We start from the raw sequence: 23,391 nt of genomic DNA, 5'->3' as shown, positions 1-23,391 counted from the left end.
GCCGGGGCCTCCCCCCCGAGCGGGTGGGGTGGGCCCGTCCCCCCAGCCGGCCGGGGGGCGGGTTCGTTGACCCGCGCGGTGCGCACCGCGCGGATCAACGAACCGGTGACGGCGTACGGGTCACTTCTTGCCGAACAAGCCGCCCTGGAACGTGGCCCAGTCGTACATCTGGTGCACCGCCTGACCCAGGATCGGGATGCTGATGTGCTCGAAGACGTCCTCCACCAGGTCTATGTCACCGGTGTTGTTGATCAGCGGGGCGTTGATGTTGATCAGGCCGCCCGAGCGGGGGGCCTGCTGGTCCTGGGCGTGGGCGGTGCCGCTCGTCAGAACGAGGGAGACACCGGCCGCCACGGTCGCCACAAAAGCCGCACAGCGAACACGACGGTTCATTCGCACTCCGATCTAGGGATCTCAATTACTGTGGGAGTTCAGCCCAGGCCTCAACTCCCTTGCACATACGGGGAGTTGAGAAGGATTCACCTGTGGGGGGCTGAGGTGAACGTCAGCCTGCCACCAGGTCAAGGAGAAGTAAAGTACCCGACAGTAACAAAAATGATCTTGTTTGGCCCGCCCGTCCAGCGGGGCCTCGCCGTCCCCCGCCGCGCGGACGCACGTCCACGGACACACCTCCCGGGCGCCTCACCGACCAAGTTCCCCGGCGAATGGTCGACTTGCCCCCTTCAAGCGGCCGGGAGTACGGCCCGGAACACGGCCGGGCACGGGACTAGAGTGAGCGGGTGACCTCACCGCCGGAAGATCCGTCGCTCCCGATCAGCGAAGACGCACGCGAATCGGCCCTGCGGCGCCTCCAGGAGGGGTACGCCCAAGGCCACGTCCCGCACGAGGAGATGGACGGACGCCTCCACCAGGTCCTCACCGCCACCACGCACGGCGAGATCGTGTCGGCCCTGGCCTCGCTCCCGGCAGAGGTGGACACCACCGCCACGATCTCCGCCGCAACCGGGCGGATCCGGCGACGCGGCGCATGGCGGGTGCCCCGGACCCTCAAGGTCGAGTCGGCGTTCGGCACGGTGCGGCTGAACCTGTCCCGAGCGGTCATCGAGCACCCGGTGGTCGACATCGAGCTGCAACTCGGCACCGGCGGGGCCAGGATCACCGTGCCCCGTGACGCCGTCGTGGACGTCGACGACCTGCGCACCGGCTGGAAGCCACTGCGCTACGCGGCCCGACGGCGATCCCGCCCCGGCGGGCCGAAGATCCGGATCTCGGGGACCGTGGGCTACGGGCGGCTGAAGATCCGTCACGCCCGACGCTGAGGCCCGGGGCGGGCAGCAAGGCAGGGAGTACCCGGTGAAGGGGCCGGGGTGATTTCACGGGGCCCCACGCGCGATGGGTGGTGAGCCGTGCGGCTGGGCGCGTCGCGTCGGTCGCGTCGGTGCGGGGTCGCCGCGCCGGGTCCTCGTGCGCTCCCGTCGACCGCTGCCGCGGCGCGGGCCGTGCTCGTACGTGCGGAAGGCGGCCCAACAGATCCAGAGCGCGAGGGTGAACACCGGGAGCCACGCCACTCGGGCGAGCACCCAGCCGGTGTCATCGGGCACGGTGTGCAGACCGGGTAGGGGCACCCCGCTGAACAGCCCCAGGGTGGTCACGGCGATCATTGCCGTCTGGTGCCAGAGGAACAGGGTCATCGCCGAGAGGTTCACCAGCGCCACGACCGCCCAGACCGCGGGCCGGACGAGGAGCCGCCGCAGCGGGCCCAGCAGGAGGAGGGCTGCGCCGCACTGGGCGAGGCCGAAGGTGACCACCGCCAGGGTGGGCGGGTCCAGGTTGGAGACCGGCTGCCCGGGCACTCCCACCATCGACGCGGGGTAGCCGCCCCAGCGGACGAGTCCGGCGGTGACCGCGGCCCCGCCGAGCAGCAGTGTCCAGCCGAACGGCCGCGTGTGCCGGCCGCCCTGTGCCCAGATGGCGCCGAGGCAGTAGGGGACCAGCCACGCCGCCAGTACGTTGGCCGAGCCGAGCCACTCGGGCCCGTTCAGGCCGAAGCGGATCAGGTCGATGTGCAGCACCACCGTGAGCGGCCACAGCGGGTGCAGTCTCACCACCAGGGGCGTCGCCGCTGTCAGAGCCGCGAAGACGAGCAGGAACCAGAGGGGCGACAGCACGCGTTTGCCCAGGGTGTACAGGGTCGTCCCGTCCACGCCCGAGGCGAGCATCACGATCACGGCGAGCGTCCACACGACCAGCACCACGGCGACCGGGCGGAAGAGTCGCAGCAGCCGAACGCCGAGCCACCGCCCGTACCTCGTGCCCCTGGCCCGGGCTGCGAGGTAGCTCTTCGTGCCCACCTGCCCGCCCACCAGGAAGAAGACCGCGAGTGTCTGGAACGCCCAGGAGACCGGGGTGAACTGGGGCAGGTGTCCGAGCGGGCTGTCACCGCGCAGGACACCGCTGTCGACGACGAGCGCGGTCACCAACCAGTGGCCCAGCACCACGCCGAGGATGGCCAGGGCCCGTAAGGCGTCCACGGCCCGGTCACGATCAGCGGGGGTGGCCGCGTCGATGTGACGGATCAGTTCACGCATGACGGTTCCCTCCGAAACGTTCGGCTGTGCCGCTGCCCGTACCAGCGCCCGTGTCCGCATCCCCACCCGTGTCCGTCGCTTCGCCGGCGACGATCCGGGCGATGTTGCGCAGGGGCAGCGAGCCGGGTTTCAGGTACTCGCTGTGTTGGCCGTGACCCGCGCGGAAGGTCCGGGCGCCGAACTCCGGGGAGACGGGGTCGGTGCCGAATCCGAAGGTGACGAAGGGGAGTCTCAGGCGCCGGTGCGGGATGTCCACCGTCCAGTCACCGCTGCTCCGGCCCGCCCATACGGTGGCTTCGGTGCGGAGCGCGGCTGCGCTGTCGTAGCCGGTTCCCGGGCTGCCGTAGAGCACGATGTCCGCGATCCGCACCCGGGAGGCGGCGCCGGCACAGACCACGGTGCCGTAGGAGTGGCACACCAGGGACGTACGTGCGGCGGGCTTCACCCGCGTCAGTTCGTCGACCAGAGCGCGTAGGTCGGGCACGGCTCGCGCGGCCCGTCGGGCCGTGGCCACCGACAGGCTCACCGCTTCCGGGGTCCGGTAGCCGAGCCAGGCCACGACGGCGGACCGGTCGCCCAAGGTGCGGCGCAGCGCGCCGGCGTCGCTCCGCAGTCGCCCGTAGTTGTCGACGCTGGTGCCCGCGCCGGGCACCAGCACGGCTATCCGGTCGGCCCGGGCGAGGTCGCCCATCACCTCGACGGCCCGGCCGCCGTTGCGACCGTCGAAGGAGAGGAGCTGACGGGCGGGGGCCGCCAGTGTGCGCAGGGCCTCGGCTCGTTGGGTGTCGCCGTGCTCCTCGGCCGTCCGCGCGGCGGCCACCAGGTCGACGCGGGTCCCTGCGTAGCGTTCGGCAAGGGCCGCGGGGGTCGCCGCGCGGAGCTGGCCGTGGACGGTCGGCGCGGGGGCCGGTACGTCCGCCGGGCGGGCTGCGCCGGATATCGGGACGGCCACCGATGCCGTGACCAGCGCGGCCAGCGCGACGCGGCGCAGCCGGCTCCAGCTGAGGCGACTCGTGCGAGGACCGCTCGAGCGGCGGCTCGTGCGGGGGTGAGTGGCGCGGGGGCTGCTGGTGCGGGAGCGGGAGGGCATGGCAGGTGGGCTTCCTATCGAACCGGGGATCCGTGGTGTGGTGGCTCTGTGAAGCTACGGACCGCCCGTCGTCGTCCGCGTCCCGCCGGGGGGTGACCTTCCAGCTAGCTCTGGAGTACTACGCGTAGGGGGTCGGCGACCGCCCCGTCCGTCGCTGGCCGTGGGCTCGGAGGAGGACAGCACGAACGCCCCCGGGAGCGTTCGTTCGCTTCCGGGGGCGTTGGGGAGGGGCGTGTCAGACCACGTCGACGCGTGCCTTGGACACGGCAGCGGCCAGGTCGTCGAGCACCTTGGCGAAGCGCTGGTACGTGAAGGGCGTCTCGGTCTGCCAGTCGATGACCTGTCCGGCCTTCACCGCGCGGCTGGCCCGCCACGTCGGGTACGCGTCCATCTGCCGGTGGGTCAGGCCGCCTTCGGGGCGGGCGTCCTCCAGGAGGAGGTCTGCTTGGTAGCGGCCCGCCTGCTCCCAGCTGAGTGCTTCGAAACCGGCCTCGGGCTTCTTCGGCTTGACGATGTCGAGACCGAGCTGTTGGAAGTACTTGACGTCGCCGTGGAAGGCGGGGTCGGCGACGAAGAAGTTGGCCTTGGTCCCGGACACGACCGCGACGGAGAGGCCCTTCTTCGCCTCGGCCGCCTTGGTGACCGCCGCGGCTGCGGTCTCGAACTGCGTCTTCGCCTTCTTGATCTCAGCGCTGTCGGGGTCGGCGCCGAGGGCCGCCGCCAGCTCGCCGAAGCGCTTCACCGCGTCCGGCACGGCCACGCCCATCAGTTGGATGACCGCGATCGGGGCGATCTCCTCGACCTTCTTGATCACGTCCTCGGGTATGTACCAGACCGTCGGGCCGTAGGCGATGGTGACGATCAGGTCCGGCTTGAGGGATATCAGCTTCTCCATCTGGAACTCGCCGAAGGCGGTGCCGACCGAGGTGGTCTCGGCGAGGTCCACATTGCCGATCTGCGGGCTGGGCTTGCCGTCCGCAGCCTTCTGCGGGCCGAAGATGCCGACCGGGCGGACGCCGAAGTCCCAGAGCGCGGCGGCGGGATGGGACTGGGCGACGACGCGCTCCGGGCGCCGGGGTAGTTCGATCTTCTTGCCCCGATCGTCCGTGAAGCTCCACGGGCCGCTGCCCTTCGCACCGTCGGAGCCGGAACCGCCGCTGCTCCGCGAGTCCTTCGAGTCGTCCGCACCGCAGGCCGCCAGCAGCGGCGCGGCGGCGACCAGTGCACTCAGGGCGAGGAACCGGCGGCGGTCCGGCCGGACGTCCGCGAACGGGGAGTGGGCACGGGAGTGGTGGCGGGGCATGGGTGTCCTTCCGGGCTGCGGTCACCGCAGGGTGGTGTCTGAGGGTGCACGGGTGGTGGTGGGCGAGGGTCAGCGGTTGATGACCGTCGCCGTGCGGTCGGGGGCGACGGCGTGGTGCCGGCCGAACGGGATGATGTGCGGGCCGCCGCCGGCCGGGTCCTCGATGACGGTGCAGCTGAGTCCGAAGACCTCGGCGATCAGGTGCTGGCTGACCACGGCGGCGGGAGCGCCTTCGGCGACGATCCGTCCCTCCTTCAGGGCGATGACGTGATCGGCGTAGCGGCAGGCGTGGTTGAGGTCGTGCAGCACCAGGACGATGGTGCGGCCCTGGTCCCGGTTGAGGTCGACGGCCAGGTCCAGGATGTCGATCTGGTGGGCGAGGTCGAGGTGGTTGGTGGGTTCGTCGAGGAGCAGGACGGGGGTGTCCTGGGCCAGGGCCATGGCGATCCACGCGCGCTGACGCTGCCCCCCGGACAGCTCGTCCACGCTGCGTTGCCCCTGTTCGGTGAGCCCGGTGGCGGACAGGGCCTCGTACACGGCCCGTTCGTCTTCGGGGGACCATTGGCGCCACCAGGACTGGTGCGGGCTGCGTCCGCGTTTCACCAGGTCCAGTACGGTGATGCCCTCCGGGGCGACCGGTGACTGCGGCAGCATGCCGAGCCGGCGGGCGAGTTCCTTGCCGCGCAGGGAGTGGATGAGCTGACCGTCCAGGTAGACGGCGCCCCGTCGGGGTGCGAGCAGCCGGGACAGCCCCTTCAGTAACGTCGACTTGCCGCAGGCGTTCGCGCCGATCACGGCGGTGATCCGGCCGGCGGGTATCGCCACGTCGAGGTCGTCGACCACGCTGCGGCCTTCGTACGCGAGGGTGAGGCCCTCCGCTGTCAGCCCCTTCGGTCGTGGGTCCACGGGTCAGCCTCCCGATCCGGTGCGGTTGGACCTGCTGAGCAGCCAGAGCAGGCAGGGGGCGCCGAGCACTCCGGTCACCACGCCCACCGGCAGTTCGGTGTCGGGCAGGAGTTGTCGTCCCACCACGTCCCCGGCGAGCACGACGAGGGAGCCGACCAGGGCCGACGGGAGTAGCGCGGGGCCCGGGGGGCCCGTGAGCCGTAGCGCGATCTGGGGGGCGATCAGGGCGACGAACGCGACCGGCCCGGCCGCCGCTGTGGCGAACGAGGCCAGCGCGGCTCCGACGACGAGCAGCGCGATGCGTGCGGTCTGCACCGGCAGGCCGAGGGACCGGGCGGTCTCGTCGCCGAGTTGCAGGCCGCTGAGCCAGGGCGCCAGCAGCAGGACGCAGGGCAGCAGCACGGCCAGGGCGAGGGCCAGGGGGCGCACGTGCTCCCAGTCGCGGGCGTTGAGGCTGCCGGTGAGCCACATCAGGGCCTGCTGGGCCTGGTAGACGCCCGCTTTCAGGAGCAGGTAGCTGGTCGCGCTGGTGCACAGGGCGGCCACGCCGATGCCGACGAGCACGATGCGGTAGCCCGTGGTGCCGGACTTCCAGGCGAGTGCGTAGATCAGTGCCGCGGCGGCGAGGCCCCCGGTCAGCGCGAACGTCGGGAGGGCGACCCCGCTGCCGGCGCCGAGCAGCATTCCGGCGGTGGCGGCCGTTCCGGCGCCCGCGGAGATCCCGATGACGTCGGGGCTGGCCAACGGATTGCGGGTGAGGTTCTGGAAGACGGCACCGGCGAGTCCGAAGGCGGCTCCGCACAGCAGCCCGACCAGCGCCCGGGGCAGTCGGAGCCCTTGGATCACCAGTTCGGTGGCGGGGTCGGCGTCGCCGAAGAGGCTGTGCACGACGTCGGCGAGCGGCAGGTCCAGTTCGCCGGAGGCGAGGGAGACGACGAAGGCCAGGGCGACCGCCGCGACGAGCAGGAGGCTGACGAGGGTGCCGCGCGGGCGGATGATCCAGGAGGCGCGGGTCCGGGGCACCCGCAGGACCAGGCCGCCGGCGGGCCGGGCGGTCTCCTTGACGGGAGGGGCGGTGGGAGTGGTGGGCATGGTTCAGGACTCCCGCAGCCGGCGGCGGCGCACCGACAGGATGAAGAACGGGGCGCCCACGGCCGTCACCACGATGCCGACGTGCAGTTCGTCCGGGCGGGCGATGAGACGGCCCACGAGGTCGGCGGCGAGGAGCAGAGCGGGCCCGAGCAGCGCCGAGTAGGCGACGATCCAACGGTGGTCGGGGCCGGTGAGCAGACGGGCGATCTGCGGGATCACCAGGCCGACGAAGGCGATCGGTCCGCAGAGCGCGACCGCGCTGGCGGTGAGGAGCGTGATGGCGGCGGCCCCGCGGACGCGGACCAGGCCCACGTTCTGACCGAGGGAGGTCGCGACGCCGTCGCCGAGGGCGAGCTTGTTGAGGGCGGGCGCGGTGAGGACGGCGAGCAGGAGGCCGGCTCCGAGGAAGGGCAGCAGGTCGACGAGGAGCCCCGCGGGTTGTCCGATGAGCGAGCCGACGGCCCAGAACCGGAAGTCGCCGAGGGCTGCCGCGTCGAACAACAGGACGGCGTTGACCAGGGACTGGAGCAGCGCGGAGACGGCTGCGCCGGCGAGGGCGAGTTTGGCGGGGGTGGCGCCGCCGCGGCCTGCGCCGCCGAGGGCGTAGACGAGGACCGTCGCGAGGAGGGCTCCGGCGAACGCGAACCAGAGGTAGCCGTGGACGGCCGTGATGCCGAGCAGTCCGGTGGTCACGACGACACCGAGTGAGGCGCCCGCGGTGACTCCGAGCAGGCCGGGGTCGGCGAGCGGGTTGCGGGTGAGTCCCTGCATCAGTGCGCCCGCCGTGCCGAGGGCGGCTCCGACCACGAGGCCGAACAGGGTGCGCGGTACGCGCATGTCGTGCACGATGCCGGACTCTTCGGAACCGTCGGGGTGGAGCAGGAGGTCGAGGACGCGGTCCGCGGCGATCCACTTGGTGCCGAGGGCGAGGGAGCCGAGGCAGAGCAGCAGCAGGAGGAGCAGGCAGAGGGGGACGGCCGCGTAGTGCGGGAGGGGCTTCAGGGTCAACCGGGACAACCGCGACGACCGGAGGGACCGGGATGGAGAGGGCCGGAGCGAAGCCTTCTCCGGCGAGGGAACGGGCGCCGCGGTCGAACTCGGCGGATCGTGATGCACGGGAAAAGGATAGCCATACCTAAGTGCCCGCCAACAAGGTTCGATGCGGCCCGTTGCGTCTCCGTTACCCTCACCCCCCGGCCATCCGACTTACCTGGACGCACCATCAATGACCCGGAGAGGGACTGGCGTTGAGCGAACAGGGCAAGCAGGCAACGGAGTACCGCGGAGCGCATCAGAGTCACTATAGCAAGATAAGGCTATCCTAAGTTAGTGTGCGGCTCACCAGTCGGACCTTGAGGGGACGTGAGCCTTCTTGTCGGGTGCGGACATCGGTGCGGGCGACGGATCGGCAGAGCGACGGAGGGAGTTGTTACGCCGGCAACTGGCCGTCCGCGGCATGGCAAGACCCCAGAGCGGGACCGGTACACCCGTGCATCCCGCACACCGCGCCGAAGGACCCGCGCCGCTCTCCCCACCGCAACGCCGGATGTGGCTCCTGCACCAACTCGACCCCGTGAGCACCGCCTACCACGTGTGTGTGGCGGTGCGCCTGTCCGGCGACCTCGCCGCGCCCGGGTTCGCGGACGCCCTGCGCACCGCCGCCGAACGCCACCACGTGCTACGCACGGTCTACCGGGTGGACGGCGACGGGGTGCCGTTCCAGGTGTTCCTTCCGCGCACCGTCGTGCCGGTGACCCTGACCGATCTGACGGGCGCGCCCGCCGACCGGCGGGAGGCCGCGGTGGACGCCGCCGCCTCCCGGCTCGCCGACCGACCCTTCGACCTGACGGAGGACGCCCCGGTCCGGTTCGAACTGCTGCAACTGTCAGCCCGGGAACACGTGTTGGTGCTCGTCGCCCATCACATCGCCTGGGACGACGGCAGTTGGCAGGTCCTGCTGCATGAGGTGGCCGCCGGCTATCGGGGCGCCGAGCCATCCGAACCGACCGTCCAGTACGCCGACCTCGCGCACGCCGAGACCCGTCGGACGCCCTGGACGGACGTCGATCTGGACCACTGGCGCACCACTCTCGCCGACCCGCCCGGGCCGCTTCCGCTGCCCACCGACTTCCCCCGCTCCCCCACCGGGGCCGCCGAGGGCGGGCGACTGGTCCGTACCCTTCCCGCCGAGCTGCGGGAGCGCCTGCACGCCGGGTGCCGGGCCGAAGGCGTCAGTCCGTTCATGGCCCTGCTCGCGGTGTTCACCACCCTGCTGCACCGGTTCTGTGGCGCACCGGACGTCCTGGTGGGATCACCCGCGGTGCTGCGGTCCGCACCCGGCGCCGCGGAGCTCGTCGGCAACTTCGGCAACACCCTGGTGCTCCGCTCGACGGCCGGCCCCGACACCACCTTCCGGGCGCTGCTCGCACAGGTCCGCGAGCGGTGCCTCGGCGCGTACGCCCATCAGGCCGTGCCCTTCGACACCCTGGTGGAGGAGTTGCGCCCCGAGCGCACCCCGGGTCACCACGTGCTGTTCGACGTGATGTTCTCGCTGCGCAGTGATGTGTGGGAGGGCTTCGACCTGCCCGGCGTCCGGCTCGCCGACCGGCCGGTGGCGGGCGGCGGCGCCGCCTTCGACCTCTCCGTTTCCGCGGTGTTGGACGCCGCGGGCACCCTCACCCTGGACACCACCTACCGCCGGGACCTGTACGCGCCGGACACCGTGGCCGGGCTGCTCGACCGGTTCGCCCGCCTGCTGGACGCGGCGCTCGACGCACCGGACACGCCGCTCGGTGACCTCGCGCCGATCGGCGGAGAGGAGCAGCGGCGCCTGCTCGCCGACTGGACCGGCGAGGCTCCGGCAGCGCCGCGCGCCACCCTGCCGGAGCTGTTCGCCCGGCGGGTCCGCGACGCCCCCGACGCCCCGGCGCTCAGCTGGCAGGACGGTGACCCCGACGGGACGGTGCACCGGCTCAGCTACGCCGAACTGGACGCCCGGGCAGAGACGTTGGCCGGGGAGTTGGCCGCGCTGGGCGCGGCGCCCGAACGGGTGGTCGCCGTGGCGCTACCGCGCTCGGGCGATTTCCTGGTGGCGGCGCTCGCCGTCCTGAAATCGGGCGCCGCGTACCTACCGGTCGATCCGGAGTACCCGGCGGACCGGATCGCCCTGATGCTGGCCGACGCCCGCCCGCACCTGGTGGTCACCGACACCCGGTCCGCGGCCCGGCTCGCCGGGGACACCACCCCACGGCTCCTCGTCGACGACGGGGCCCGCGCCACGCTCGGCGCCCGTGCGCCGCTGCTCCCCGCGCACCCCGAACACGCCGCCTACCTCATCTACACCTCGGGATCGACGGGCCGACCCAAGGGGGTGGTGGTCACCCACGCGGGGGTGTCCGCACTGGTGTCGACCATGTCCGGGGAGTTGGGCGTCGGACCCGGCTCCCGGGTGCTCCAGTTCGCCTCGTTCAGTTTCGACACCTCGGTGTGGGAGTGGACGATGGCCCTGCTGACCGGTGGCGCGCTCGCCGTCGTCCCCGCGGAGCAGCGGCTCGGACCGCCGCTCGCCGCGTTCTGCGACCGGCACGCGATCACCCATCTGACCCTTCCTCCCGGGGTGTTGGCCACCCTGCCCGACGAACACGCGCTACCCGACGGCGTCACCCTGGTCGTCGCGGGTGAGGCCTGCCCCGCCGCACTGATGCGTCGCTGGGCGGGCACCACCCGGATGTTCAACTCGTACGGGCCGACCGAGACCACCGTCGACGCCACCCTCTGGGCCTGCCGTCCGGATCGTGACGGCTCCCTCGTACCGATCGGCGGGCCGGTGCACCACACGGCGCTGCGGCTGTTGGACGACCGGTTGCACCTGGTGCCGCCGGGCTCGCCCGGCGAGTTGTACGTGACGGGCGAGGGACTGGCCCGCGGTTATCTGGACCGTGGCGGCCTCACCGCGGGGCGGTTCGTCGCCGACCCCTTCGGGCCGGCCGGCGGGCGGATGTACCGCACCGGTGATCTGGCGCGCTGGAGCGCCGACGGAGTCTTCGAGTACCTGGGGCGGGTCGACCACCAGGTGAAGATCCGTGGTTTCCGCGTCGAGCCCGGCGAGGTCGAACACCTGCTGCGGCACGCCGGAGGCATCGCCCAGGCCGCCGTCATCGCACGGGAGGACACCCCCGGTGATCCTCGGCTGGTGGCCTACGTGGTGCCTGCCGAGGGGGCCCCGGCACCCGATCCCGAGCTGCTGCGCGCGGAGCTGGCGGCACGACTGCCCGACCACCTGGTGCCCGCTGCGGTCGTCGTCCTCGGGCGGCTGCCCCTGACCGGCAACGGGAAGCTGGACCGGAGGGCGTTGCCGGCCCCCGTGTACGCCCGGGCCACCGGTCGGGCACCCGCGACCGCGGCGGAGACCCGGCTGTGCGCGCTGTTCGCCGCGGTGATGGATGTTCCGGAGGTCGGGCCCGACGACGACTTCTTCCTGCTCGGCGGGCACTCCATGCTCGCGGCACGACTGCTCACCCGGATCGAGAGCGCCTTCGGGGTGCGCCCGCCCCTGCGCGCGCTCTTCGATGCGCGCACCCCCGCCGGGTTGGCCCGGCTCCTCGATGCGGAGGGGCCGGTGACCGATGCCGGTAATCGGCCCGCCCTCACGGCCTCGGCGGATCGGGCGGCTTCGCCGGGCTCAGGGGAGGACGGGGCCGCACCGCTGTCGTTCTCCCAGCAACGGCTTTGGCTGCTGCACCAGTTGGAGGAGCCGGGCGCGGCCTACAACATCCCGACGGCGCTGCGGATCAGCGGGCCGCTGGACCGGGAAGCCCTGGCTGCCGCCGTGGTCGACGTCGGCACCCGGCACGCCACCCTGCGCACCGTCTTCCACGGCCGGGACGGGACCGCGTCGCCGGTGGTCCTGCCGCCGGAACAGGGGCCCCGGCTCCAGCTGTGCGCGGTGGCGCCCGCAGGGGTGGCGCAGTCGCTGGCCGAGGCCGCCGCGCACGTGTTCGCGCTCGCGCAGGAACCGCCGCTGCGCGTCACCCTGTTCGAGACCGGGCCGGAGGAACACGTACTGCTCCTGCTGCTGCACCACATCGCGGGTGACGGGCAGTCCCTACCGGTGCTCGTGGACGACCTCGCCCGCGCGTACCGCGCACGGCGGATCGGCGAGGCACCGGCGTGGGATCCCTTGCCGGTGAGCTATGCGGACTTCGCCCGGTGGCAGCGGCAGTTGCTCGGCGAGGCGGAGGACCCGAGGAGCGTGACGTCCCGTCAGGCTGCGTTCTGGAAGAAGGAACTGACGGGTGCCCCCGCCGAGTTGCGGCTGCCGGCGGACCGCTCCCGCCCCCCGGAGTCCTCCTATCGGGGCGGTACGGTCCGGTTCGCCGTGGACGGGGAGTTGGCCCGCCGGGTCCGGAGCCTCGCCACCGATCTGGGTGTCACCCCCTTCATGGTCTACCAGGCGTCGGTGGCCGCACTGCTCGGCAGGCTCGGCGCCGGGGAGGACATCCCGCTCGGGACCCCGGTCGCCGGGCGTTCGGCCGAGGAACTGGACGGCTTGGTCGGCTTCTTCGTGAACACCCTCGTGCTGCGTACCGACGTCAGTGGCGACCCGTCGTTCGTGACCCTGCTGCACCGCGTCCGGGAGACCGCCGTCGCGGCGTTCGAGCACCAGGACCTCCCGTTCGAGCGGCTGGTCGAGATCGTCAACCCGCCGCGTTCCACCGCCCGGCACCCGCTGTTCCAGGTGATGGTGGTGCACCAGTCGGGCACCGCCTCCGAACTGCCCGTGCCGGGACTGCGCAGCCGGCCCGAGGTGGTGTCGGCCGGGACCACCACCTTCGATCTGAGTCTCACCTTCATCGAAGGCTTCGACCCGGACGGCGACCCGGACGCGGTCGCCGGATTCGCGCAGTACAGCGCGGACCTGTTCGACCCGGACACCGTGGAGCGGCTGACCGGACGGCTGCTGCGGCTGCTGGCCGCCGCGGTGGACCGGCGGGACCTGCCGCTCTCCCACCACGACCTGTTGACCGGAGCGGAACGCGCGGTGCTGCTGGCGGAGCCCGAGCCCGCGCCGGTGGTGCCGTTGTTGCACGAGGTGTTCGCCGAACGGGTCCGGTACGCCCCCGGTGCGACGGCCCTCGTCCTCGGTGGTCGAGGCGGCGCCGGCGAACGGCTCACCTACGCCCAGCTCGACGCCCGGGTGGAGCGGTTCGCGCGGTGGGCCGCGGCACGGGGCGCCGCCCCCGGGCGCATCGTCGCGCTCGCGTTGCCGCGTCATGCGATGGTCCCCGCACTGTTGGGGGTGCTGCGCACGGGTGCGGCCTTCCTGCCCCTCGACCCCGGGTACCCGACGGACCGGCTCGCGGGCATGCTGGCGGACGCAGCCCCGGTCTGCCTCCTCACCACCCGCGCCCTGGCCCCGTCCCTGCCGGTGTGCCCCGAGGTGCCCGTGGTGCTGGTGGACGCCGAAGCGCCCGGCGGTGCGCGGGGGCCGTTGGTCGGGGCGGGGCCGGACGACGCCGCGTACGTGCTGTTCACCTCGGGTTCGACGGGGCGCCCCAAGGGCGTGGTGGTCACCCACGCCAACCTCGCCAACCTGTACGCCGCGCACACCTCCACCCGCTTCCCGCCCGAGGTGGACGCGGTCGGGGGCAAGCGGCTGCGGGCCGGGCACATCGCCTCCTTCGCCTTCGACGCCTCGCTCGACCCGGTGGTCCTGTTGGTGGGCGGCCACGAGCTCCACGTCCTGGACGAGGACACGTACCCGGACGCCGAAGCGGTCGCCGCGTACGTGGCCGCCGAACGCCTCGACTATCTGGGGCTCACCCCCGTCCAGCTCCAGCAACTCGTCGCCCACGGGCTGCTGGACGAGGGGCGGCACCGGCCCGCGCTGCTCGGGCCGGGTGGGGACGCCCTGCCCGAGGCCCTGTGGCGCAAGCTCGCGGCGCACCCCACGACCACTGCGTACAACCTCTACGGTCCGACCGAGTGCACCGTGGACTCGGTGGTCGCCGAGGTCACGGGGGACGGCCCGCCCCGCATCGGGCGCCCGGTCCGGGGCGCGACCGCGTACGTGCTGGACGGCCGGCTGCGCCCGGTGCCGCCGGGGGTGCCCGGGGAGTTGTACCTGGCGGGCGCGGGCCTGGCCCGCGGCTATCTGGGGCGGCCCGGGTTGACGGCCGAGAGGTTCACGGCCGACCCGTACGGACGGCCCGGCACCCGGATGTACCGCACCGGGGACCTGGCGCGCTGGAGAACCGACGGGGAGTTGGAGTGCCTGGGCCGCACCGATCACCAGGTGAAGATCCATGGCTTCCGCATCGAGCTGGGTGAGATCGAGACCGTCCTCGGACGTCATGCGGGTGTCGCGGAGGTCGCCGTGCTCGCCCGGGACGACGTGCCCGGTTCGCGCCGGCTGGTCGCCTACGTGGTGCCAGCGGCCGGCCGGGCGGTGGACCCGGACGGTTGGCGGGCGCACGCCGCTTCGTTGTTGCCCGATCACATGGTGCCCGCGCTGTGGGTGCCGATGGAGCGGCTGCCACAGTCCGCGAACCTCAAGCTGGACCGCGCGGCGCTGCCCGTGCCGGTGCTGCCCGAAGGCGTCGGCCGGGCACCCGCCGACGTGACGGAACGCCTGTTCAGCGACCTGTTCGCCGCGCTGCTCGGCCGGCCGGAGGTGGACGCGGACGGCAACTTCTTCGCACTGGGGGGCGACAGCATCATCGCCCTGCAACTGGTCTCCCGGGCCCGGGCCGCGGGGTGGACGGTCGGGGCCCGGGAAGTGTTCCGGCACCAGACACCGGCCGCCCTGGCCGCGGTGGCCGTCCCCCTGACGGACCGCGCCGAGACGGTCGTGCGGGCGGACGACGGGCTCGGGCGGATCGCGGAGACGCCGATCGTCGCCCGGCTGCGGGAGCTGGCCACGGCGTCGAACGCGCCCCGGCCCGGGAGCGTCGGACCACTGGTGGACGACTACAGCCAGGGCATGACGCTGACGACGCCGCCCGGGGTGGACCGCGCCGCGCTGGTGGCCGTGCTCCAGGCCGTGCTGGATCGTCACCCCGCGCTCCGGGCCCGTCTCGTGGTGGCGTCCGACGGCACCTGGGAGCTGGCCGTACCCGCGCCCGGCACCCCGCGCGCGACAGACCTCCTCCGGCTCGCACGGGGTGATCACCAGCAGGAGACGGCGGCGGCCGGTACGCGGCTGCGGCCGGCGGACGGGGTCATGGTGCAGGCGGTCTGGTGGCCCCCCGCGAGCAGCGGGTCGTCCGGGCAACTCGCTCTGGCCATTCACCACTTGGTGGTCGACGGGGTGTCCTGGCGCGTGCTGTGCGACGATCTCGCCACCGCCTGGCGGGGCGAGGAGCTGGCCCCCGAGGGCACCTCCCTACGGACGTGGAGCGGGTTGCTGCGCGACTACGCCCGGCGCCCGGCCACCGTCGACCGGGCGGAGCAGTGGGCCGCCGCGGTCAGCGCAGCGACCCGACTGACCGAAGTGGCGCCGGACCCCGTACGGGACACCGCGGCGACGTCGGCCCGCCACACGGTGACGGTGGGCCCCGAGGACACCGAAGCGCTGCTGACGCGGGTGCCGGCGGCCTTCCACGCGAACACCGAGGACGTTCTGATCACCGCCCTGGCCCTGGCGGTCGCCGAACGACGGCGCACCACCGGTACGAGCAGTGGACGGGCGGTGAGCGTCGACCTCGAAGGGCACGGCCGTGAAGCCTTCGCGGGCGCCGACGCCGAGTTGTCCCGCACGGTGGGCTGGTTCACCACCGTGCATCCGGTGCGGCTCGACCCAGGGGCCGTGGACCTCGCCGACGCCCGGGCCGGGGGCCCGGCGGCCGGACAGGCCCTCAAGACCGTCAAGGAGCAGGTGCGGTCCCCCGCCGACGGGGGCCTCGGGTACGGTGCGTTGCGCCACCTCAACCCGGACACGGCCGCTACCCTCGCGGCGCTGACCACCCCCGACATCGCCTTCAACTACCTGGGCCGGTTCGGCGGTTTAGGCGAGCAGGCCGAACCGTGGCAGCCGGTCACCGGCGCGCACGCCCTGTTCCACCGGGTGCCGCCGACGCTGGCGCTGGGTCATGCCCTGGAGATCGACGCGTATGTCACCACGGGCCCCGACGGGCCCCGGTTGACGGCCACTTGGTCGTACGCGTCTCAGGTCCTGCGCCCGGACGCGGTGGCGGAGCTCGCGGCGGGCTGGCTCGCCCATCTGAGGGGGATCGCGGCCCATGCCGCCACCGCCGACGCGGGTGGGTGGACGCCCTCCGACCTCTCCCTCATCGCGCTCACCCAGGACGAGATCGACGACTTCGAAGCCGACTGGAGGCATGCGTGACGGCCCGATCCGAGCTGGCGGACATCCTTCCGCTGACGCCCTTGCAAGAGGGCCTGCTGTTCCGGGCGGAGTTCGACGACCACAGCCGCGGGGTGTACGTGGGCAGACTCTGCCTGACGCTGCGCGGCCCGGTGGACGAGCCGGCGCTGCGGTCGGCCGCCCAAGCGCTGCTGGACCGCTGGCCGGGGCTGCGCGCGGCGTTCCGTCGCAACCGGCGGGGCAAGGCCGCAGCGCTGATCCCGTCCCGGTTGGCCGTCGACTGGGCGTACGACGACCTGCGCCCGCTGTCGGCCCCGGAGCAGGAGCGCGAAGCGGCCCTGCTGACGGAGGCCGATGCCGCACGGGGCTTCGACCTGGGCCGGCCGCCCCTCGTCCGGTTCCGGCTGCTCACCCTGGCGGACGAGTCGCACCGGCTGGTGATCACCAATCACCACATCGTGCTGGACGGCTGGTCACAACCCCTCCTGGTGCGCGAGCTGTTCGCGCGGTACGCCGCCGGTGCGGGTCGTGCGCCGGCACCGGCCGCGTCCCCGCGCGCACACCTCGACTGGCTGGCGTCCCAGGACCGGCCCGCAGCGGTCGCCGCCTGGCGGGAAGCCCTGCACGGGGTGGAAGGACCGACCCTGATCGCCCCCGACTCCACCGATGCGGTCGGGGTTCGTCCGCGCCGGATCGTCGTGGAACTCACCGAGGAGCTGACCGGCTCGGTGACCGCCCTGGCCCGTTCGCGGGGGCTGACCCTGGGGACCGTCGTGCAGGGCGCCTGGGGTCTGGCACTCGCGCGGACCCTGGGGCGCACGGACGTGGTGTTCGGCGGTGTGGTGTCCGGGCGGCCCGCCGACCTGCCGGGCGTGGAAACGATGATCGGCGTGTTCGTCAACACGGTTCCGGTGCGCACACGTTGGGATGCGGCCGAGCAGTACGCCGCGGCGCTGGCCCGGTTCCAGGAGGAGCAGTCGACGCTGGTGGCGCACCAGCACCTGGGGCTCACCGAGATCCAGGGGGCCTCGGGAGGACGGGAGCTGTTCGACACCCTCGCCGTGGTGGAGAACTACCCCCTCGACCCCGCTGCCCTCGCCGAGCTCGCCCCGGGGTTGCGCCTGCTGGAAGCCGACGGCCACGAGGACGTGCACTATCCGCTGGCCCTGACCGCGCTGCCGGGCCGCCGGCTGCGGCTGAGCCTCGGATACCGCGCCGACGCCGTCACCCGGACCCAGGTGCAGTCGATCGCCGACCGGTTGCGCCGGGCGTTCGAGGCGTTCGCGACCACCCCTGACCTTCCGCTCGGCCGGATCGATCTGCTCCGACCGGAGGAGGTGGCGCGGGCGACGGTCACCGGCGGCGAACACGCGGTGCCGGACGCCACCCTCGCCGATCTCCTCGCCGCCCAGGTGGCCCGCAGCCCGGACGCCACCGCCGTGATCGCCCCGGGCGGCACGCTCAGCTACGCCGAGTTGGACGCCCGGGCCCGGGCGCTGGCCGCCCGGCTCGTGCGGCACGGGGCCGGACCCGGCACGGTGGTGGCGGTGGCGCTCCCCCGGTCCGCCGAGCTGGTGGTCACGCTCCATGCGGTGGTGCGGGCCGGCGCCGCCTATCTGCCGTTGGACCCCGACTACCCGGCGGACCGGATCGCCTTCATGCTCGCCGACGCGCACCCGGTCGCCCTCGTCACCGACGGCTCCGGCGCGCATCCGGCAGCGGGCGGCAGCACCGCCGTACTGGTGGCGGACGACCCTGCGGCGGACGCCGACGACGACTCCGACGGCCCCGCCCCGGTACGGGCGGCCGGTCCGGGCGACCCGGCGTACGTGATCTACACCTCCGGGTCCACCGGTCGTCCCAAGGGCGTCGTCGTACCGCACTCGGCGATCGTGAACCGGCTGTCGTGGGCCCAGGCCGAGTACCGCCTCACCCCCGACGACCGGGTCCTCCAGAAGACCCCGTCCAGTTTCGACGTGTCCGTGTGGGAGTTCTTCTGGCCGCTGATCACCGGGGCGGCCGTGGTGGTGGCCCGTCCGCAGGGCCATCAGGACCCGCGGTACCTGGCCCGGCTGATCCGGGAGCACGGGGTCACCACCGTGCACTTCGTGCCCTCGATGCTGCGGGCGTTCACCGCCGAAGCGGAGGCCGCCGGCTGCACGGGACTGGTGCGGGTGCTGTGCAGCGGCGAGGCCCTGGCCCCGGACCTGGTCGACGGCTTCCACGCGTTGTACGACGGCGCGGTCGAACTGCACAACCTGTACGGGCCCACCGAAGCCGCCGTGGACGTCACCGCGTGGCCCTGCCCGAGGTCCGGTGCCGCCCCCGCCGCGAGCGTGCCGATCGGCCGTCCGGTGTGGAACACCTCCGTCCACGTGCTGGACGCGGCGCTGCGCCCGGTCCCGGACGGGGTGCCCGGGGAGCTGTACCTCGCCGGCCGCCAGTTGGCGTACGGGTACCTCGGCCGCACCGGGCTGACGGCGGGGCGCTTCACCGCGGACCCCTACGGGCCGCCCGGTACCCGGATGTACCGCACCGGCGACCTGGCGCGGCGGCGCGCCGACGGGGTGATCGAGTACCTGGGCCGCACGGACGACCAGGTGAAGGTCCGCGGCTTCCGGGTGGAGCCCGGGGAGGTCGAGGCGGCGTTGACCGCGCACCCCTCGGTCCGCCAGGCCGTGGTGGTCGCCCGCACCGACCTGGGCGCGGACGCGGCGGCCGTCCTCGTCGGCTACGTCACCGGAGCCCCGGGGCACGCACCCGAGCCCGCCGTCCTGAGGCGGGCGCTGTCCGCCTCGCTGCCCGAGCACCTGGTGCCGACGGCCCTGGTGGTGCTGGACGCCCTGCCGCTGACGCCCAGCGGCAAGCTCGACCGCCGTGCCCTGCCCGCGCCGCTACCGGGCACGGTCCCGGGTACCGGGCGGCGGCCCCGCACCCCCACCGAGGAGATCCTGTGCGACCTGTTCGCCGAGGTCCTCGGCGTACCCGAGGTCGGCATCGACGACGACTTCTTCGACCTCGGAGGGCATTCGCTGCTCGCCACCGGGCTCGCCAGCCGGGTGCGCTCCACCCTGGGTACGGACCTACCGCTGCGCAACGTGTTCGACGCGCCCACCGTGGCGTCGCTGGCCCCGACCCTGGGGTCCGCCAGCACCAGGCCACCGCTGCGGGCAGCGGTGCGACCCGATCCGTTGCCGCTGTCCTTCGCCCAGGCGCGGATGTGGTTCCAGTACCGTCTGGAGGGCCCGAACCCGGCGTACAACATGGCCTTCGCGGCACGGTTCGCGGGCGCCCTCGACCGGGCGGCCCTGCACGGTGCGCTCGGTGACGTGAGCGATCGGCACGAGGCGTTGCGCACCGTCCTGGCCGAGGACGCCGGGGTGCCCCACCAGGTGCTGCTGGACGCGGAGGGGGCCCGCCCCGACCTCCACGTCACCCCGACCGACGCGGCGGGGCTGGGGGCGCTGCTGTCGGCGGCCCTGGCGCGCCCGTTCCGGATCGACGCCGAAGTGCCCTTCCGCGCGGAGCTGTTCGCCGTCGGACCGGACGACCACGTGCTGCTCCTGGTGCTGCACCACGTGGCGGCCGACGGCTGGTCGGCGCTCCCGCTGCTCCAGGACCTGGCCGCGGCGTACACCGCGCGCGGCCGGGGTGACGTGCCGGCCTTCGTCCCGCTGCCCGTGGGCTATGCCGATCACGCACTGTGGCAACGGGCCGTGCTCGGCGCGGAGTCGGACCCGGAGAGCCTGTTGAGCCGGCAGTCCGACTTCTGGCGCAAGGCGCTGGAGGGGTTGCCCGAGGAACTGCCGCTGCCCACCGACCGTCCGCGTCCCGCCGCGCCGAGCCTGCGGGGTGCGACCGTGGTGGCCGAGGTCCCGGCGGCGCTGCACCGGCGGCTGCGCGCCCTGGCCCGCCGCTGTGACGCCAGTGTGTTCATGGTGCTGCACGCCGCATTGGGCGCCTTGCTGACACGGTTGGGCGCGGGCACCGACATCCCGCTCGGGACGCCGATCGCGGGACGTGGCGACGACGCCGTGGACCAGGTGGTGGGATTCTTCGCCAACACCCTGGTGCTGCGCACCGATACGTCCGGCGATCCGGGCTTCCGGGAGTTGGTGGCCCGGGTGCGGGAGGTCGACCTCGCTGCGTACGCACACCAGGACGTGCCCTTCGAGCGTCTGGTGGAGCTGCTCAACCCGGCCCGGTCGATGGCCCGCCATCCCCTGTTCCAGGTGATGCTCAGCCACCAGGCCCGGCCGGCCATGGACCTCACCTTCGGTGAACTGGGTGTGGTGCAGGAGCCGTTGGAATCGCGGACCGCCAAGTTCGACCTGGCCTTCGAGGTGGTGGAGGAGTACGGCCGCGAAGGCATGCGGCTGGGCGTGGAGTACAGCACCGATCTGTTCGACGCCGGGACCGTCGGCAATGTGGTCACCCGGTTCCTGCGGGTGTTGGAGGCGGTCACGGACGCCCCGGACCGTTCCCTCGGGTCCCTGGACCTGTTGTCCGTCGAGGAGCGCCGCCGGGTGCTCGTCGATTGGCAGGGCGATGTCGTCGCCGGGCCTGCGACGACCCTGGTCGCGCTCTTCGAACGCCAGGTGTCGCGCACGCCCGACGCGACGGCCCTGGTGTGCGGCGGGACCTCGTACACCTTCGCCGAGTTGGATCGGCGCACCGCGCGGCTCGCCCGGCTGTTGCGGGGGCGGGGCGTCGGCCCGGAGGTCACCGTGGCCCTCCTGCTCCCCCGGACGGCCGACACGGTGGTCGCCCTGCTCGCGGTGATGCGGGCGGGCGGCGCCTACGTGCCGATCGACCCGGGCTACCCGAGCGGCCGGATCGCGCACGTCCTCACCGACGCACGCCCCCGGCTGTTGATCACCACCAGCGGGTCGACCGGCCGGGACGCCGTGCCGACCACCGGGGAGCGGCCCGTCGAGCTGCTGTTGGACGCGCCGGAGGTCCAGCAGGCCCTGGCGGACGAGGGCCCCGAGCCGGATGGCGACGCGCTCCCGCACCCCTCGCCCGGCCACCCCGCCTACGTCATCTACACCTCGGGGTCGACGGGGCTGCCCAAGGGCGTGGTGGTGGAGCACCGCAGCATCGCCAACCTGTTCGCCAGTCACCGTGCGTTGTTGTACCGGCCGACCGTCGCTGCTGCCGGGGGGCGCTCGCTGCGTGTGGCGCACGCCTGGTCGTTCGCGTTCGACGCCTCCTGGCAGCCGCAGTTGTGGATGCTGGACGGACACGCGCTGCACCTGGTCACCGAGGAGACCGTGCGCGATCCCGAGGCGCTGGTGGAGTTCGTCGCCACGCAGGGCATCGACTTCATCGAGGTCACCCCCTCGCACGCGATGCAGTTGGTCGGGGCGGGCCTGGTGCGCGACGGGCGCTGTGCGCTGTTGGCGCTGGGCGTCGGCGGGGAGGCCGTGCCGTCGCCGCTGTGGCACGACCTCAGGTCGCTCGCCGGGACTTCGGGCTTCAACCTGTACGGGCCCACCGAGTGCACGGTCGACGCCTTGGCCGCGCGGGTGGCGGACAGCGAACGTCCCCTGGTGGGGCGGCCGACCGCCAACACCGCGGCCCGGGTGCTCGACGGTCGGCTCCAGCCGGTGCCCGCCGGGGTGATCGGTGAGCTGTACCTGTCGGGGGCCGGTCTGGCCCGCGGGTACCTCGGTCGGGCGGCGCTCACGGCGGAGCGGTTCGTGGCCGATCCGTTCGGCGGGCCCGGCACCCGGATGTACCGCACCGGGGACCTGGCGCGGTGGATGCCGGACGGGACGGTCGACTATCTGGGCCGCACCGACGATCAGGTCAAGATCCGCGGTTTCCGCATCGAACTCGGGGAGGTCACTGCCGCGTTGGCCGCCGATCCGGCGGTGCTCCAGGCCGCGGTGGACGTCCGGGAGGACGGCCCGCGAGGCCGTCACGTCGTCGGTTACGCGGTGCTGGCCGCCGGGGCGGTGTTCGATCCCGCGGCGCTGCGGGCGCGGCTCATCAGGGTGCTCCCGGACTACATGGTGCCCTCGGCGTACGTGGAGTTGCCCGCGCTCCCGTTGACGGAGCACGGCAAGGTCGACCGGCGGGCGTTGCCGGCGCCGCCGATGCCCGTGCCGCGCGAGGGGCGGGGCCCGCGGGACCCGGTCGAGGCGCGGGTGTGCGCGGCCTTCGCGGAGGTCCTGGAACTGCCCCAGGTGGGGATCGAGGACGACTTCTTCGACCTGGGCGGGCATTCGATGCTGCTGGTGCGGCTGCGGGACCGGCTCCAGCGCACCACCGGGCGCCAGGTGGCCGTCGCCGACCTGTTCCGGCATCCGACGCCGATGTCCCTGGCCGGTCTGCTGCGCGGCGCGGACGGCCCCGGCACGGGCCTGGACGTCGTGTGCACGCTGCGGGCGGCCCCCGGCGCGGAGTCCGCCGCCCGTCCGGCTCCGCTGTGGTGCCCGGCGCCGGCCACCGGTCTGGGCTGGCGGTACGCGTCGCTGCTGGGCCGGGTCCCGGAGGCGGTGGCGGTGCACGCGCTCCAGGCGCCCGACCTCACGGGCGGTGAGCCGACCCGGTCCCTGACGGAGTTGGTGGACGTGTATCTGGCCGCCCTGACCCGGGCGCAACCGCACGGCCCGTACCGGCTGCTCGGTTGGTCCCTGGGCGGTGTGCTGGCCCAGGCGCTCGCCTGCCGCCTCCAGCGGCGCGGGGAGCGGGTCGACCTGCTCGCGGTGCTGGACGGCTATCCCGGGGCGGACGGTCCCGTACCGGGGCCCGCCGGGGCGGACGGGCCTGCACCCGGGCCCGCCGGGCCGGTGGCCGAAGCGGTGGCTGCGGCGGTGGCAGGGCTGGGGCTCCCCGAGGAGGCGGTGCGGGCGATGGCCGCCAACCTCGCCGCCGCCGCAGCGCAGTCGGCGGCGTTCGCACCGGACCGGTTCCGGGGCACGCTCCTGCACTTCCGGGCCTCGTCGGGTCGCCGGGGCGAGGAGTGGGCCGCCCACACGGACGGCGTGGTCGAGGTGCACACCGTCGCCGACGACCACGACGGGGTGCTCGATCCGGCGGCGCTGCGGAAGGTCATGGAGGTGCTGGAGGAACACACCGGGGGATGGCGGTAGCCGGTGGGCGGGGCCCGGCAGGCCCC

At 73.4% G+C, this 23,391-nt stretch carries 10 protein-coding genes; 3 read left to right on the top strand and 7 right to left on the bottom strand.

Features of this window, described 5'->3' with window-relative positions; translation table 11 throughout:
• Positions 1 to 120 precede the first annotated feature (120 nt).
• Positions 121 to 393: a hypothetical protein gene (locus ACFV88_RS14485; RefSeq protein WP_385490335.1), complete on the bottom strand. Its 273-nt coding sequence runs from the start codon at positions 391 to 393 to the stop codon at positions 121 to 123.
• Between the two features lie 347 nt (positions 394 to 740).
• On the opposite strand from ACFV88_RS14485, the gene ACFV88_RS14480 reads away from it, so the two are divergent.
• On the top strand, positions 741 to 1,280 hold the full coding sequence (locus ACFV88_RS14480; protein WP_385490332.1) for a DUF1707 domain-containing protein: 540 nt from the start codon (positions 741 to 743) through the stop codon (positions 1,278 to 1,280).
• A gap of 54 nt (positions 1,281 to 1,334) precedes the next feature.
• Here the strand turns inward: ACFV88_RS14480 and ACFV88_RS14475 are convergent, their stop codons facing one another.
• The 6 genes from ACFV88_RS14475 to ACFV88_RS14450 all read right to left on the bottom strand — a co-directional run bounded on the left by ACFV88_RS14475 (position 1,335) and on the right by ACFV88_RS14450 (position 7,948).
• Positions 1,335 to 2,549 carry an acyltransferase gene (locus ACFV88_RS14475; RefSeq protein WP_385490329.1) on the bottom strand — a complete coding sequence of 405 codons (1,215 nt, stop codon included), beginning with the start codon at positions 2,547 to 2,549 and terminating at the stop codon, positions 1,335 to 1,337.
• Positions 2,542 to 3,639, bottom strand: a complete 1,098-nt coding sequence (locus tag ACFV88_RS14470; RefSeq protein ID WP_385490326.1) for an alpha/beta hydrolase — start codon at positions 3,637 to 3,639, stop codon at positions 2,542 to 2,544. The genes ACFV88_RS14475 and ACFV88_RS14470 overlap by 8 nt, the downstream gene beginning before the upstream one ends.
• A 235-nt stretch (positions 3,640 to 3,874) precedes the next feature.
• Entirely contained in the window at positions 3,875 to 4,942 is a 1,068-nt protein-coding gene (locus ACFV88_RS14465) for an ABC transporter substrate-binding protein (RefSeq protein WP_385490323.1), read from the bottom strand.
• A 69-nt stretch (positions 4,943 to 5,011) separates the two neighbouring features.
• Positions 5,012 to 5,848, bottom strand: coding sequence for an ABC transporter ATP-binding protein (locus ACFV88_RS14460; RefSeq protein ID WP_385490320.1), 837 nt, complete (start codon positions 5,846 to 5,848; stop codon positions 5,012 to 5,014).
• Positions 5,849 to 5,851: 3 nt separating this feature from the next.
• Positions 5,852 to 6,940: a FecCD family ABC transporter permease gene (locus ACFV88_RS14455; RefSeq protein WP_385490317.1), complete on the bottom strand. Its 1,089-nt coding sequence runs from the start codon at positions 6,938 to 6,940 to the stop codon at positions 5,852 to 5,854.
• 3 nt (positions 6,941 to 6,943) lie between these two features.
• On the bottom strand, positions 6,944 to 7,948 hold the full coding sequence (locus ACFV88_RS14450) for a FecCD family ABC transporter permease (protein WP_385490314.1): 1,005 nt from the start codon (positions 7,946 to 7,948) through the stop codon (positions 6,944 to 6,946).
• A gap of 481 nt (positions 7,949 to 8,429) precedes the next feature.
• Between ACFV88_RS14450 and ACFV88_RS14445 the strand changes: the two genes are divergently transcribed.
• Both ACFV88_RS14445 and ACFV88_RS14440 read left to right on the top strand, forming a co-directional pair.
• Positions 8,430 to 16,286 (top strand): amino acid adenylation domain-containing protein, encoded by a 7,857-nt coding sequence (locus ACFV88_RS14445; protein ID WP_385490311.1) that lies wholly within the window; start codon positions 8,430 to 8,432, stop codon positions 16,284 to 16,286.
• The gene (locus ACFV88_RS14440; RefSeq protein ID WP_385490308.1) at positions 16,283 to 23,365 is read left to right on the top strand and encodes an amino acid adenylation domain-containing protein; all 7,083 of its coding nucleotides are present in this window, start codon (positions 16,283 to 16,285) and stop codon (positions 23,363 to 23,365) included. Before ACFV88_RS14445 ends, ACFV88_RS14440 begins: the two co-directional genes overlap by 4 nt.
• Positions 23,366 to 23,391: the final 26 nt, after the last annotated feature.

It is taken from the genome of Streptomyces sp. NPDC059816, assembly GCF_042732055.1.
GTDB lineage: Bacteria > Actinomycetota > Actinomycetes > Streptomycetales > Streptomycetaceae > Streptomyces.
Note: the sequence above shows the minus strand (reverse complement) of the source record. Positions and strands in the feature narration are given on the sequence as shown.